This window comes from Alicyclobacillus sp. ALC3 (assembly GCF_028751195.1).
Classification (GTDB): domain Bacteria; phylum Bacillota; class Bacilli; order Alicyclobacillales; family Alicyclobacillaceae; genus Alicyclobacillus_L.
Map to the genome: position 1 here is coordinate 2,809,902 of NZ_CP066784.1, position 15,434 is coordinate 2,825,335.

The 15,434-nt window shown below is 60.7% G+C and carries 9 protein-coding genes; 7 read left to right on the plus strand and 2 right to left on the minus strand.

The features are described 5' to 3' along the window. The first annotated feature begins 22 nt into the window (after nucleotides 1–22). The 6 genes from JC200_RS13050 to JC200_RS13075 all read left to right on the plus strand — a co-directional run bounded on the left by JC200_RS13050 (nucleotide 23) and on the right by JC200_RS13075 (nucleotide 5,956). Nucleotides 23–802 (plus strand): SDR family NAD(P)-dependent oxidoreductase, encoded by a 780-nt coding sequence (locus tag JC200_RS13050; protein ID WP_274432134.1) that lies wholly within the window; start codon nucleotides 23–25, stop codon nucleotides 800–802. 15 nt (nucleotides 803–817) lie between these two features. Beyond that, the gene (locus tag JC200_RS13055; RefSeq protein ID WP_274432135.1) at nucleotides 818–1,558 is read left to right on the plus strand and encodes an HAD family hydrolase; all 741 of its coding nucleotides are present in this window, start codon (nucleotides 818–820) and stop codon (nucleotides 1,556–1,558) included. A 36-nt stretch (nucleotides 1,559–1,594) separates the two neighbouring features. Further along, the gene (locus JC200_RS13060) at nucleotides 1,595–2,362 is read left to right on the plus strand and encodes a DeoR/GlpR family DNA-binding transcription regulator (protein WP_274432136.1); all 768 of its coding nucleotides are present in this window, start codon (nucleotides 1,595–1,597) and stop codon (nucleotides 2,360–2,362) included. A 7-nt stretch (nucleotides 2,363–2,369) separates the two neighbouring features. Further along, nucleotides 2,370–4,001, plus strand: coding sequence for an FGGY-family carbohydrate kinase (locus JC200_RS13065; RefSeq protein ID WP_274432137.1), 1,632 nt, complete (start codon nucleotides 2,370–2,372; stop codon nucleotides 3,999–4,001). 6 nt (nucleotides 4,002–4,007) lie between these two features. Beyond that, nucleotides 4,008–4,817, plus strand: coding sequence for a BtpA/SgcQ family protein (locus JC200_RS13070; protein ID WP_274432138.1), 810 nt, complete (start codon nucleotides 4,008–4,010; stop codon nucleotides 4,815–4,817). Nucleotides 4,818–5,320: 503 nt separating this feature from the next. Further along, the gene (locus tag JC200_RS13075) at nucleotides 5,321–5,956 is read left to right on the plus strand and encodes an RQC-minor-1 family DNA-binding protein (protein WP_274432139.1); all 636 of its coding nucleotides are present in this window, start codon (nucleotides 5,321–5,323) and stop codon (nucleotides 5,954–5,956) included. 1,595 nt (nucleotides 5,957–7,551) lie between these two features. Here the strand turns inward: JC200_RS13075 and JC200_RS13080 are convergent. Both JC200_RS13080 and JC200_RS13085 read right to left on the minus strand, forming a co-directional pair. After that, nucleotides 7,552–10,977 carry a DEAD/DEAH box helicase gene (locus JC200_RS13080; protein WP_274432140.1) on the minus strand — a complete coding sequence of 1,142 codons (3,426 nt, stop codon included), beginning with the start codon at nucleotides 10,975–10,977 and terminating at the stop codon, nucleotides 7,552–7,554. Between the two features lie 1,232 nt (nucleotides 10,978–12,209). Beyond that, nucleotides 12,210–13,535 carry a sigma 54-interacting transcriptional regulator gene (locus JC200_RS13085; RefSeq protein ID WP_274432141.1) on the minus strand — a complete coding sequence of 442 codons (1,326 nt, stop codon included), beginning with the start codon at nucleotides 13,533–13,535 and terminating at the stop codon, nucleotides 12,210–12,212. 348 nt (nucleotides 13,536–13,883) lie between these two features. Here JC200_RS13085 and pruA point away from each other — a divergent pair, with 348 nt between their 5' ends. Beyond that, nucleotides 13,884–15,431 carry an L-glutamate gamma-semialdehyde dehydrogenase gene (gene pruA, locus JC200_RS13090; RefSeq protein ID WP_274432143.1) on the plus strand — a complete coding sequence of 516 codons (1,548 nt, stop codon included), beginning with the start codon at nucleotides 13,884–13,886 and terminating at the stop codon, nucleotides 15,429–15,431. Nucleotides 15,432–15,434: the final 3 nt, after the last annotated feature.

The window sequence follows — 15,434 nt, forward strand, 5'->3', positions numbered from 1 at the left end:
CGATATAGATGAGGTGACAGACATGGGATTGTTGGATGGGAAGATCGCGGTTGTGACTGGTGCCGCATCAGGCATTGGCCGCAGTATCGCCACTCACTACGCCGGGGAAGGCGCGACTGTCGTGGTTGCAGATTTGAATGTGGAAGCGGCAGAGGGCGTGGCTGCACAGCTCCGTCAAACGGCGCCGGAGAGCATGGCGGTTCAGGTGAACGTCACGTCCAAGGTGAGCTGCCAGGCGCTGTACGAGACAGTCTATCAGCGCTACGGCAGAATCGACATCGTCGGCAACAACGCAGGGGTTTCGACGATGAACCGGATCGTCGACCTGACCGAAGAAGAGTGGGACTTCAACATGAACGTCAACGCCAAGGGTGTGTTCCTGTGCACGCAGGCGGCGCTGCCCTACCTGATTGAGCAGGGCGGAGGCCGAATCATCAACACGGCGTCGATGGCAGGCAAGCGCGGCACGCCACTCTTGGCGCACTACGCGGCCTCGAAGTGGGCTGTGATTGGGTTCACCAAGAGCACCGCGCTCGAAGTTGCAGAGCACGGCATCACCGTCAACTGCGTTTGCCCGGGGTTTGTAAAGACGAGTATGCAGGACCGGGAAATCGTCTGGGAAGGCCAACTCCGCGGTATGGACCCGGCTGATGTGTACGACGAGTACATCCGGCTGACGCCGATGAAGCGGATCCAGACGCCGGATGACGTCGCGAGAATTTACGTGTTCCTCGCGTCACACCTGGCAGACTTCGTCACTGGCGAAGCGGTGGATGTGACGGGCGGAGCAGACCTGGTCTGATGAAGGGGTGGCGTGATGGGCATCGTCCGAGCGGCGGGGCGGGAGATGCAGTGCGAGGTTCTCTGCCTCGACAAAGACGGACTGATGTTCGAGCGGGGCGTGTTCTGGCGCACACTGTGGCGCGCGCGGGAAAGGGCGCTGTCCGACATGGCAAGTGAGGTGGCGCTGCAGGAACTACGGTCTCTACTCGGTGTGAGTTCAGAGATTGAGGCGGACGCAAACGGCCCGTTTGCCCTGATGTCACCGGGCGAAGAAGCTGTGGTTGTCGCCGCGCTCCTGTACCGGGATAGTGGACTTCCGTGGGACACAGCGCTCGAAACGGCGAAACAGCGCCTCAAGCAGTCGGACGATGACCTCGACCTCCGACAAGCGCTGGTCCCACGTCCGGGGTTCCCGGACATCCTGCACCGGGCGAAGGCAGCTGGCATGAAGGTCGCAGTCGTGACGGCAGACGACGAGTCCCGCGCGCGCGAGTCACTGGCATTGTTTGGAGTGCGAGATTTGGTAGACTTGGTCTGTACACCCGCCCAAGTCAAGAATAGTAAACCGTACCCTGACATGCTGAGGTACGTAGAAAGGGAGCTCGGCGTTCATGCTGCCAAGCTCGTCATGGTGGGCGATTCCCTGGTCGACGTGCAAATGGCCGCGGCGGCGGGGGCGAGTGGGATTGGAGTACCGTATCCGGAAAATCTCAGCCGATTTGACAGCCACCTGACTGTCGACACGCTGGATGACATTGAACTAGTCAGAGGCTGATCAGTACTAGTCAGTACAAGGTATGGGGGCGCACGTATGGTCTTGTCGATTCGTCAACGCAAAATTCTAGATATCGTAGAGGAAAACCAACAAGCGACAGTTGATGACCTCTGCGCGGCACTTTCGGTGTCTGAAGCTACGGTTCGGCGGGACCTCGCCACGCTGGAGGCGAACGGGCTGGTCAACCGGACACGGGGTGGCGCACTGCCCGCGAGCAGTGTCGGCTATTCGCCGTTTGTCAGCGAACGGGCTCAGTACAACCTCCGCGAGAAACAGGAAATTGCTCGCGCGGCTGTGGAGATGATTGACGAAGGTGACGTCATTGCGATTGATGTCGGCACGACGTGCTTGGAACTCGCCAAGTTGCTTGGGCGTTTTCAGCGGCTGACGGTGTTTACGAACAGTATGCTGACAGCGCAGGCCTTGGGCAACTCTAACTTCACCTTGCACCTCATTGGCGGTCGGTTTCAGCGAGACGAGATGTCGATGGTCGGAAACATCGCTCGCGATACAATCCTGAGGTTCAACTTCGACAAGTTTTTTCTGGCGGCTTCCGGGTTTGATCCCGAAACCGGCCCCACCGACTTTAACCTCGACGACGTCGAGGTTAAGCAGTGTTACATCCAACGCGCGCGGCAGACGATTGCGCTCGTTGACCACATGAAATTCGGGCAGGTGTCTCTTGCCTCAATCTGTTCGACCGAAGACTTGTCTTACGTCGTAACGGACTCGGGCACACCCGAGGAAGACGTGGAGAGCATCCGGGCAAAAGGAACCAAGGTCATCCTCGGGTCACCGGAGTAGCGGTATGATGGACAATCTCAGAGCCTTGGTCATTCCATCCATAGCGAGTTGGTGCAGAGTGAAAGAATACGTGATTGGAATTGACATCGGGACCACTGCAATTAAGCTAATCGCGCTCGACGAAACGCACCGGGTCGTCTACGAGCAGAGCCGTTCGCACCCGCTTTACACGGACCATGTGAACTGGGCAGAAGAGGACGCAGAGCTCTGGTGGCATCACACGCGTGACTTGCTCCAAGGGGCAACTGAGGCCCTGCGCGAATTGCCTGGAGAGAACCCGCGAATTCGGGCGATTGGGGTGAGCGGCATGGTGCCGGCCATCGTTCTCCTAGACGAGAATGGAAGGCCGCTTCGCCGCAGCATTCAACAGAACGACGCCCGGTGTACGGAACAAATCAGTGAGTTGCAGGTGGCTTTGGAGCAAGACACCTTGTATGAACGAACCGGTGGATATACGAACCAGCAGCATGTGCTGCCAAGGCTACTGTGGGTGAAGAAACACGAGCCTGAGGTGTGGAAGCAAGTTCGCACAGTTGTAGGTTCATACGACTGGATTGTCCACTGCCTGACGGGAGAGTGGTCGCTCGAAGAGAACTGGGCGGCCGAGAGCGGACTGTTTGACATCCGCAAGCGCGAGTTCATCCCGGAATACCTCGTCCCATTCGGTGTGTCGCAGGACTGGTTCCCACAGGTCAGGCAACCGCTGGACATCGTGGGAACTGTGCAACCGAGCGTCGCGGAGGAACTGGGCCTGGACTTGGGAGCTGGTGTTGCGCCGGGGGCTGGATTCGGACTTGGCGAAGGGGTCAGCGTGATCGCTGGGACAGCGGACCACATTGCGTCCGCCCTGTCGGCTGGCGTAGTGGAAGAAGGCGATTTGCTGATCAAATTTGGCGGCGCCGGTGACATCCTCTTTTGCTCGGATGAACTGGTCACGCACGACAAGCTGTTTTTCGACTACCACGACATCCCTGGCAAGTACCTGCTGAACGGCTGCATGGCGTCGAGCGGGTCGTTGGTGCGCTGGTTCGTCGAACAGTTTGTCCCGTTTGATCCGCAGTCGGGTGATGGGAACGTGTTTCACGCCCTTGATGACCAGGCCGAGGGAATCGGGCCGGGGTCAGACGGGCTGGTCATCCTTCCGTATCTGCTCGGAGAGAAGACGCCCATTTTCGACCCGAAGGCTCGCGGCGTGTTTTTCGGATTGTCGCTGCACCACACGCCAGCGCATGTCTTTCGCGCGATTCTAGAGTCGGTCATCTACGGATTCCGGCACCACATCGATGTGTTGGCGCAACGCGATCTGCATCCGAAGCGAGTGTTTGCCACCAACGGCGGCGCCAAGAGCCGGCTGTGGCTGCAAATTGCCAGTGACATCCTGGGGTTGCCACTGACATCCTTCCGCAACCACCCTGGGTCGTCTCTGGGGGCGGCGTTCCTCGCCGGCAAGGCGGTCGGCATGTACCGCGACTGGAGTGAGGTGCTCGACTGCCTGTCCGAGCAGCAACACTTTGCGCCCAATGCGGACGCACATGCGACCTACAACGTGACATACGGTGTCTATCGACGCTTGTACGAGGTCTTGAAAGATGACTTTCACGAGGTCAGCGACTACTTTCAACAACTACCCACGAGGTGATGCGCCGTGACATGGCTGAAAGAGGTTATCGGAACAGAAAAGGCAATTATCGCTATGTGTCACTTTCTGCCGCTGCCGGGCGATCCTCTCTATGACAGAACGAAGGGCATGGAGTATGTCGTCGACATGGCGCGCAAGGACTTAATCGCGTTGCAGGATGGCGGCGTGGACGCTGTCATGTTCTCGAACGAGTTTAGCCTGCCATACTTGACCGACGTGAAGACGGAGACGGTAGCGGCAATGGCCCGCATTATCGGGGAGTTGATCCCGGCCATCACCGTCCCGTTTGGCGTGAACGTGCTATGGGATGCGAAGAAGTCCCTCGACTTGGCGGCGGCTACGGGCGCACGGTTTGTCCGTGAGATCTTCACCGGTGCGTACGCCAGCGACTTTGGTGTGTGGAATACCAACGTCGGCGAAACGGTGCGCCACCAACACAGGTTGGGCGCGAGCGACGTGAAACTGCTATTCAACATCGTGCCGGAGGCTGCGAAGTACCTGGCCGATCGCGATGTCGAAAGCATCGCAAGGTCTACCGTCTTTAACAACTGTCCGGACGCGCTGTGTGTTTCGGGACTGACGGCAGGGGTGGAGACTGATGCGCAGACCTTGCTGAAGGTGAAGCGGGCGGTGCCAGACACGGTCGTCCTTGCGAACACAGGCGTGCGCCTGGAAAACTTGGCCGAGCAACTCTCGGTCGCCGACGGCGCCGTGGTAGGCACCACGTTTAAGCGCGACGCCGTGTTCGAGAACCACGTGGACGTCGAGCGCGTCAAGCGGTTCATGGACGGGGTCAGGGGATTTCGCGGGGAGTAGGGCATTGAGTTTTCCGGCAAGCGGCGTTGTGTAAGTCGATTGGATGCGGTGTGGTGGGGACGGCTGAGGCGAACATGCGGGGCCCGATGCGCGATGCGCGATGCCTGATGGGCGGGGACCGATGCCTATAACAGCACACAGCCGCTAATGGGCTTGCATGACGGCTATCACGTCACATTTAGGCGGCCGTCAGCAGCTTATCGGAGATTTTGAGACCAAAATTTGATGATCACGGCCGTGTAAGCGGCCGTGAACCGCTTATTGGGATGCATAAGGCTACAAATACGCCAGATAGGCAGTTCTGTGCGGTTATCTGTGTGCCCGCATCGCATCGCATCGCATCGCAACGCAACGCAACGCAACGCAACGCAACGCAGGTAGACGCTGCCGTCCCCGTACGCCCCGCCGTTGGAAATGCCGCGCCTCGCGCCGGACAGTGCTACAATGGGAGGACCAACAGGAAAACTCGACCAAACGTGTGGACAAGCTGGGGGTGACGGCTCATGAGCAACCACCCGACGGGCGAATCGCGACAACGTGGGCAGAGTTCGGGCGGCGCAGGTAGGCGCGTGCAGCAAGGCGGGAACAAACTCGGTAAACCATCCGACGAGGAAATCATGCGGATTCTCCGTGGTGCGGATTCCGTGATCGGCACAGCGGGGCGAACGATGCTCGCGAAAATCCTCAAGGGCTCGAAGGACAAGAAGGTTCTGCAGTTTTCACAGGACATGGAGCTGCGGCAAAATCCGGCGTACGGCAGTTTGTCGCACTACACTCTCGTCGAGATCACCGAAAAGATTGACTGGATGATTCGGCACGACTACTTGGCGCTGGAGTATAACTGGAAGCTCCCGGTAATTGTCTTCACGGAGATGGGCTGGGAGGTTGAGCGCGAAGAGCGGGCAAACGAGTTTCTGCGCGAGTGGGACGCGTGGATTGAGAACGGGACGCCCGTGGTCAGCATGGAGTACCTCAAGGGGCGTAATCGCGGCATGATCACGCTGTTTCTACAAAAGGTCATGGCGACGAACGATGCCAAGTACCTGCCCCTGCTGCGCCAGTGGGAGCCGGTCGACTTCCAGAAGGTCCGCGCGATGATTCGCGAGGTGATAGCGCACCTGGAGAAGTCCGGGAGGTAGGGGTAGGGCGGCTGGCCCGCCGGCTGGCGGGCTGTGGCGCCGGGGTGGGCCGACAGGGTAGACCGCTGAGCCGCCGGGGTGGCACCGGAGGCCCCCGGCTCCCACCCGCATCCGAGGGGCGCCCGGCTGGACCGCCAGAGTGGACCACCATAACCGCACATAGCAGCTTATCGGCGGATTCTACGTGCCCAAAGTGGATGATAAGCGGCCCAGGGCCGCTTATCCCCTAAAAATGGGTGGCAAATCGGCGGTTTTCGGGCAAGTAAGCCGCGGCGGACCGCCTATTCGACGCCGCGAGGCAGCCAAAACACGGAATAGGCTGTTATCCGCGGCTATCGGCGCCCGCGGCCCGCGAGGTTCGTGGCTCGCACCGGCCAACCGAGGGTCGCCGGGCCGGGTCTCTGGCTGCGGCACTAGGGTGGGCGGCAGAGTGGGCCGCCATAACCGCACATAGCAGCTTATTGGCGGATTTTACGTGCCCAAAGTGGATGATAAGCGGCCCAAGGCCGCTTATCCCCTAAAAATGGGTGGCAAATCGGCGCTTTTCGGGCAAGTAAGCCGCGACGGACCGCCTATTCGACGCCGCGAGGCAGCCAAAACACGGAATAGGCTGTTATCCGCGGCTATCGGCGCCGGCGGCCCGAGAGGCCCACGAGGCCCGCGGGGTTCGTGGCTCGCACCGGCCAACCGAGGGTCGCCGGGCTGGGGCGCTGGCTGAGGCGCCGGGGTGGACCACCATAACCGCACGTAGCAGCTTATTGGCGGATTTTACGTGCCCAAAGTGGATGATAAGCGGCCCAGGGCCGCTTATCCCCTAAAAATGGGTGGCAAATCGGCCGTTTAAGGCCCAGTAAGCGGCTGCGGACCGCCTATTCGACGCCGCGAGGCAGCCAAATCGCGGAATAGGCTGTTATCCGCGGCTATCGGCCCGCGGGGTTCGCGGCTCGCAGTGGCAACAGAGGCGCGGGGCTGGGTCGCTGGCTGAGGCGCCGGGGTGGGTGCCGGGGTGGACCACCATAACCGCACGTAGCAGCTTATTGGCGGATTTTACGTGCCCAAAGTGGATGATAAGCGGCCCAGGGCCGCTTATCCCCTAAAAATGGGTGGCAAATCGGCGGTTTTCGGGCAAGTAAGCGGCTGCGGACCGCCTATTCGACGCCGCGAGGCAGCCAAAACACGGAATAGGCTGTTATCCGCGGCTATCGGCCCGCGGGGTTCGCGGCTCGCAGTGGCAACAGAGGCGCGGGGCTGGGTCGCTGGCTGAGTCGCCGGGGTGGGAGCCGGGGTGGACCACCATAACCGCACGTAGCAGCTTATTGGCGGATTTTACGTGCCCAAAGTGGATGATAAGCGGCCCAGGGCCGCTTATCCCCTAAAAATGGGTGGCAAATCGGCGGTTTTCGGGCAAGTAAGCCGCGGCGGACCGCCTATTCGACGCCGCGAGGCAGCCAAAACACGGAATAGGCTGTTATCCGCGGCTATCTGAGGCAAGGCCCGGCTCTGGCGCCCCCGCGCCCCCGGCGGCAAAGCCCCGGCTCCCCGGCGGCAAGGCCCGGCTCCGCCGCCCCCGGTGCTCCCCCGCGCGCCCCCCGCTCCTACAGCCCGAGCACGGCGCGAATGTCCGCTTCCGTCAGCGCACCTAAGCCGCCAGCGTCGCCGTCTGGCCGATTGGAGCCGACGACCTGGTCAATCAAGTCTCGCTTTTGCTCCTGCAACTGGTGCATCTTCTCCTCAATCGTGCCCGCGGTCACCATGCGGATGACCTGTACGGTTTTCTTCTGGCCGATGCGGTGCGCGCGGTCGGCTGCCTGCTCTTCGACGGCGGGGTTCCACCACAGGTCGTAGAGGATGACCGTGTCGGCGCCGGTCAGGTTGAGTCCCGTTCCCCCTGCCTTGAGTGAGATGAGGAAGACGGGGGTATCGCCCTCATTGAAGCGCTGGCACAGTGCGAGTCGCTCCTTGGCGGGCGTGGTGCCGTCCAGGTAGAAGTACGGCACGCTTTGCGCGGTGAGTGCGGTTTGAATGATGCCGAGCATCGACGTGAACTGCGAGAAGATGAGCATGCGCTGACCGGCGGCGATGTACTCGTCGACAAGTTCCAGTAGCTGTTCGAGCTTACCCGACGTGCCGCTGTAGTTCTCCACGCATAGCCCAGGGTGACAGCAGACCTGGCGCAGGCGTGTCAGCCCCGCGAGGATTTGAAAACGACCCTTCTGAAACCCTTCGCCGGCCAGCCGTTCTGCCGTCTCCGCCTGAATCTGCGCGAGGTAGGCGAGGTAAATCTTTTTCTGATCCCGGCTCATGTCCGCGGTCTGCAGGGTCTCGATTTTGTCCGGCAACTCCATCAACACATCTTTTTTCAGCCGCCGCAACAAAAAGGGGTGGGCCCGCTTGGCCACAGCTTGTGCACCCAACCGCGCAAACGATTCGCGGCTGCCGAACAGGTCCTTGAAGACTGCGTGAAAGATGGACCACAAATCCTCGAGCGCATTCTCGACGGGCGTTCCGGTGAGGGCAAACCGGCGTGGGCTCGCAATGGCGGCGACCGCTTGTGCGGTCTGCGTTGTGTGGTTTTTGATGGCTTGCGCCTCGTCCAAAATCAGCGCGTCAAACGCGTGCGCTTCGTACATCTGCACATCACGCCACAGCAGCGGGTAGGAAGTAATCAACACATCGACTGCATGGCCGGACTCGACAATCTGAGCGCGCTCAGGCGCATCACCGGTCACGACGACTACCTTGAGCTGTGGCGCAAACCGCTCGAATTCGCTTTTCCAGTTGAACGTGAGCGACGCCGGACAGACGATGAGCGCCGGCGCTTCCGGGTTGCGTGACGTTCGCTCGGAAAGTAGGTAGGCAATCGTCTGTAGCGTCTTGCCAAGGCCCATGTCGTCTGCGAGGATGCCGCCAAAGCCAAAGTGGGACAAGGTCTTCAGCCACTGAAATCCGTATGTCTGGTAGTCGCGTAAGGTTGCGTTCAGGGAAGCAGGCAGCGAAAATTCGAGGCTGTCCGGGTTGCGCAAGGCGTCGAGCCATGCACGCAGTGACTTGCCAAGGTGGACCTGTCCACTTCGACTCGGCGCGCTGTCGACCATCGACAGCGCGCGCAGTGTTGGCAACCGCAGGTGGCCACTTTGCAAGTTCGCGCCGCGCAGGTCGGACGCTCCCACACCCAGTGCCTCTACGAGCTGCGAGAGCGCAGCAAATCCTTCGTCATCGAGGCGAACCATCGAACCGTCCCGCAAGCGGTGGTAGCGCTTCTTTTCGACCAGTGAGCGGAGGACCGCGCGGATATCGTGATCGGACAAACCATCCAGATCAAATGACACATCCAGCCAGTCCGTGGACGAACTGATGTCCACTTTGCTCTTCGGTCGCACGGTGCGCAGGGTCGTCAGGCGGTCCACGGCAGCCGTGCAGTAGACGTCGGCCTTAGTCTGCAGGATGGGCAGGACATCGAACAAAAAGTCGTACACCGCCGCTTCTCCTTCGAGGTACAGCGCAGCCTCGGCGGTGGTGAAGCCTGCCTGTGCCAGATCCCGTAGGATGCCCACCTCCGCCGCGGTGTCGCGCACCACCACCAAATCGGTAGCGCGATGTGTAGCCGCAGTGGTCGAGTGGGCATCGAACACGACGTCGCCGTAGGCGTATGACACGCGGGCAGAGAGCGTTTCAGCTGCGTGATCTAGGTAGATTCGCTTGACCAGCGGTTGCTCAACGAACCGCTCTTGGATGCGGGCGCTCACCTTGACCTGGGCCATCTGCCGCAGCTTCGGCAGTACATCGCTCGCAAACGGGGCCAAGTCAGCCGCGACCATGGGAATGTGCAAGGATTTTGTCTTTCTGCGCGTTTCTCCCTTGTAGAGCTCCACCAAGCTCGCAAGCTGTTGTATTTGCGCCCCTGATGCCTGGTACAGCGTAGTGTCGACAACAACACAACCGTACTGCGGCAGTGGGGTGAGGGCGTCGAGGCCTGTCACAACGAGATCGAACTGGTCCATCTGTTCGGTGACCTTGATCTGCAGCGGGAGGGGGCCATCGACGACTTCCAAGGGACCGAGGCCTCCCTTGTGCTCCATGTACGACGTCGCGCTTTGCAACAGCGGTAACATCTGCTGCCACATGGACGGCGGAATGAGCAGGTCGCGTTCGTGGCCTGATGGCCCATCATACGACTCATAGCCGAGGATACTGACCCGGTAGGCTCGTTCCTCACGCAGAATTTGCAGCAACAGGTCGACGATGGGACGGTCGCTCTCAGAAAAGCGAAATTCTCGGGCGTCATAGGTGAATTTCGCTGAGAAAAAGTGTGTGGTCCCGCGCTCGACCGAACGCAGAAAGGCACGAATGTCCTTGATCACGTACGTACGCCTGGGCCCAACCTTCATCTCTACACGCATCCAGGTGCCCCGATGCGACGAACTGGGCTGGCAGAACCAATCGACGCACAGGTCGCGCCGAGCATCGAGCTCTCGATGCGGCGAACTGTTTTCGGCCTGCACTTGCAGCGTCTGTTCCCCGGTGTCCCGGAACAGCGCTAGCAGCCGGCGCGCTGCCGCGCTCGTCTGTGCGGAGGGTGCCGGTGGCTGTGCTGGCTGTGCTGGCTGTGCTGGCTGTGCTGGCTGTGCTGGCTGTGCTGGCTGTGCTGGCTGCGGGGGCTGCGGGGGCTGTGGCATCTGCGGTTGGTGCGCTGACCCGGCCTGTACCCGCGTTGCCACGTGGCGAGCCTGCCTCTGCTCTTGCTGCATCTGCTGAGAGATGGCATACAGAACGGCCGCGACGTGTTTACATTTCGATCTCGGTGTAAAGGCCGGGCATGTGCAGTCTGTGTCCCACGTGTCCCGCAGTGCGACGCGGACTTGGTATGTTATCGAACCGCGTACTTGAGCGTGCCAGGTGGCTGGGTTTTGCACGACCCGTTCCAGCGACTTGACCCGCCCTTGTTTGAGGTAGGAGGCGCCACGTGTGGCATAGGTCGAACCACACAACTGGCGAACCTGTTCGTTTGTCAGAGTGGTCATTCGACTGCCCCCTACGACACACCGCGCGGTGCAGTTTGCTAGTGTTCATGACACCTCGAAATGCAGTTTGCTCGTTTTCATTGTATGGCGTGTCTTAGCGTGGTCGCAAGCCCTCGGCTATCGACGCGCGGGGTGGGCCCTATCCGTCCACGGGGTTGGTAGCTGCTGGCGCCGGAGGCTCACGGCTCCCACCCGCAGCCGAGGTGCGCCGCCATAACCGCATGTAGCCGAGGGGCACCGCCATAGCCGCACGTAGCCGGGGGGCGCCAGGCATAACCGCATGTAGCAGCCTATTGGCGTATTTTGCTCGGTCAAAGTGGATGATAAGCGGCCCAAGGCCGCTTATCCCCTGAAAATAGGTGGAAAATCGGCCGTTTTCGGTCAAGTAAGCCGCAGCGCACCGCCTATTCGTGTCCCCGAGGGGGCCAAATCGCCGAATAGGCCGTTATCTGCGGCTATCGTCGCACGGGGTTCGCGCGGGGTAGGCGCTATCCGTCCGCGGGGTTGGTAATTTCCGGAATCGGAGGCCTGCGGCTCCCACCCGCAGCCGAGGGGCACCCCGCATAACCGCATGTAGCAGCTTATTGGCGTATTTTGCTCGATCAAAGTGGACGATAAGCGGCCCAAGGCCGCTTATCCCCTGAAAATGGGTCGAAAATCGGCGTTTTCGGTCAAGTAAGCCGCAGCGCACCGTTTATTCGCCGCCGCGAGGGGGCCAAATCGCCGAATAGGCCGCTATCTGCGGCTATCGGCCCGCGAGGCCCGCGGGGTTCGCGGGGTTCGCACGGGGTGGGCGCGGGGTAGGCGCTATCCGTCCGCGAGGTTGGCAGCTGCCGGCCGCGGAGGCTCACGGCTCCCACCCGCAGCCGAGGGGCGCAGCCATAACCGCATGTAGCAGCTTATTGGCGTATTTTGCTCGGTCAAAGTGGACGATAAGCGGCCCAAGGCCGCTTATCCCCTGAAAATGGGTAGCAAATCGGGGGTTTGAGGCCCAGTAAGCGGCTGCGGACCGTTTATTCGCCGGCGCGAGGGGGCCAAATCGCCGAATAGGCCGTTATCTGCGGCTATCGGCCCGCGGTGTTCGCGGTGTTCGCGGTGTTCGCGAGGTTCGCGGGGTTCGCACGGGGGGTGGGCGGTCCGTGAGGTCTGCGCCTATCCGTCCGCGCGGTCGGGATCTGCAGGCGTCCCCCGGCCTCGGCGCCACAACCAGCCCCAGCTCCGAGTCATGGGCGTTAGTCCCCGATGCCGTACTGTCGAATTTTGTAGTACAGCGCCCCGCGGGAGATGCCGAGGAGTCGCGCAGCTTTGGCCTTGTTCCCGCCAGTTTGCGCAATCGCGTGTTCGATGCGCTCGCGTTCGAGTTCTTCAGAAAGGGCGCCGAGCGGGATGGCGGCGTCCGTCAGCTCTTTAAAAGTCTTCGGGCGCATCGCAGAGGGGATGTCGGAGAAATCGAGCGGCGCGTCACCCCCGGCGATGACGAGGCGCTCCATTGTCCGCTGCACTTCCGTCAGGTTGCCGGGCCACGTGTACGTGGCGAGCGCCGCGGTAACTTCCGGCTTCAGGGTCGGCGTCGCGATCCCGAGCCGTGTGCTTGCCTGGCGCAAGTAGAAGTGGCAGATGCCTGGGATGTCCTCGCGGCGTTCGCGCAGAGGCGGAAGGGTGATTTGCTGGAACAGGTACAACAACTCCGGATCAAGCAGAGGCGTCGAAGCCTCACCGCGACAGGACGCGATGATGCGGCAACGCAGCGCCGTAAATTCGCCGTCCGTCGTTGTATAACCGCTGTCGCGAATGGCCTGCGCCAGTTTGACCTGCGTCGGGATGGGCATCTTGTCGATGTGCCGCAGGTATACTGTGCCTTCGGCCGCGAGTTCGAGTTTGCCGAGCTTTTTCGACGACTCCTGCGCGAAGTAGTGTGCGCCTTGCCCGAACAGTTCAATGTCGAGCAGCCCTTCCGTCAGGGCGCGGCAGTCGAGTGTGATAAACGGAGCGGAGGGGTGCACGCTGTGCGCGTATCTGGCCAGGAGCGCTTTGCCGACGCCGCTTTCGCCGATGACCAAAAGCGACGAGGTGGGGTCGAGCGCTTCCAGTTTTTCAAGGAAGGTGAGCGTCTCTTTGAGATCTCGGTTGGCTGTATCGAAAATCGGCTGCCACTCTTCGCTGCCGCCCACATCGTGCTGGTGAAACCGCTCGTCGTTCAAGCGAACGACGTCGGTGATATCGCGTTCGATCGAGATCGCGCCGATTAGGTCACCCCGCTCGTCCGTCACTGGCACGGTGTTAATGTACACATGTTTGTCTGGCCGTGGTTGGTGGTACACGCCGTAGACGGGCAACCCGTTGTCGATGACCTGCAGCAACATCAGCGACGCCCGTTGGAAGAACTGCGCGATGGGCTGCCCCACGATGTCTTCGCGGGGGATTTTATACAGTTGCTCTGCCGCTTTGTTCCAGTTGAGAACCGTCCCCGACCTGTCGACGACGGTCACCGCTTCGGTCATCGCGTCTAGCAGGCTGTCGTAAAACGGGAGTCTCTGGTTTTGGCGATCATTCGACATCGGCCACACACCATCCACGCAAAATTTGTCACATCACCCTGTCAGACCATCTGACGGACCATCTGTCGGACCGTCTGACGGAGCGTCTGACGGAGCGTCTGTCGGACCATATAACGGACCATCTCGCACTGGACCATCCGACGAACCATCTCGCACTGGACCGACAGGAACTGGGTCCAGACCCACCAGATCCACATCCACTATAGGGGAAAAGTGCCCACTTTCCTAGTTGCGCAGACCACACAGCGGACGTTAAAATACAGATGTGATTTATTTTGAACGATTTGTAAGCATGTGATTAAAATTGAACACATGCATTGGGCCATGACCCAGTGAGGAGGACGTCCTATGACAGTCAAGCCTTATCAAAACGAACCGGTGATCGATTGGAGCACGCCGGAGCGCGCTGCCGAGCTGAAGAAAGCGATTGCGCAGGTGCGATCGCAGTTCGGTCACACCTACCCGCTTGTCATTGACGGCCAGGCCATCACGACCGAGCGCGTATTGCCGTCCGTTAACCCGGCGCAGCATGAAGAAGTTGTCGGCAATGTCAGCCAGGCGACGCAGGACCACATTGACCGCGCGATTGAGGCGGCGAGCCGGGCGTTCGAAACTTGGTCGCAGACTTCCTTTGAAGAGCGCGCCATGTACCTGTTCAAGGCCGCGCAAGTCATGCGCAACCGCAAGGCAGAACTGATGGCGTGGCAGATTCTCGAGTCCGGCAAGAACTGGGCCGAGGCGGACGGCGACGTCAACGAAGCTATCGACTTTCTCGAGTTTTATGCGAGAAACGCGATTGAACTCGACAAAGGCGTGGAACTCAATCCGTGGCCGGGTGAAGACAACCGGTTGATGTACGTCCCGCTCGGGGTTGGCGTCGTGATCCCACCCTGGAACTTCCCGCTCGCGATTCTGACCGGCACGGTCACCTCTGCGCTTGTCACGGGCAACACGGTGCTGCTGAAGCCATCTCCGCTGTCGTCTGTGATGGCGGCAAAGTTCGTGGAAATTATGCAAGAGCTGCAACTTCCGGCTGGCGTGCTGAACTTTGTACCGGGCGACCCGGCGGAGATTGGCGACTACATGACCGGCCACAAGGATGTGCGGTTCATTTCGTTTACGGGATCGAAGGCAGTCGGTCTGCACATCGACGAGGTCGCACACCGTCGCATCGACAACCAGCGCTGGATTAAGCGCGTCGTTGCCGAAATGGGCGGCAAGGACGGCAGTGTCGTCGATGAGACGGCCGACCTCGATTGGGCAGCGGCGGAAATCGTCGCGGCAGCGTTTGGGTTCCAAGGGCAGAAGTGCTCAGCGGGATCACGCGCGATTATCCATGAAGCTGTGTACGACGAACTGGTCGCGAAAATTGTGGAGCGCGCCGCGAAGCTGACGGTTGGCCCATCGGAAGAGAATCCGAGCGTCGGACCGGTCATCGACCCGAAGGCGTTTAACAAGATTTCGCAGTACATCGAAATTGGTAAAGGCGAAGGCCGCCTGGTGCTCGGCGGGGAAGCAGACGACGCGACTGGCTACTTTGTCACGCCGACGATTTTCGTGGACGTCGACCCGAAAGCCCGCATCATGCAGGAGGAGATTTTCGGACCGGTCCTCGGGATCTGCAAAGTGAACAGCTTCGAAGAAGGCGTTCGCGTCTACAACGACACGGAGTACGGCTTGACGGGCGCTGTCTTCAGCCGGCGCCGCGACCGGCTTGAGTTTGCGCGCCGCCACATGCACTGCGGCAACCTCTACCTCAACCGCAGATGCACGGGCTCGCTCGTCGGCGTTCAGCCGTTTGGCGGCTTCGACATGTCGGGCACGGACGCGAAGGCGGGATCGAGGGACTACCTGCTGAACTTCGTGCAGGCGAAGACGGTCACGGACCGGTTCTAAGCG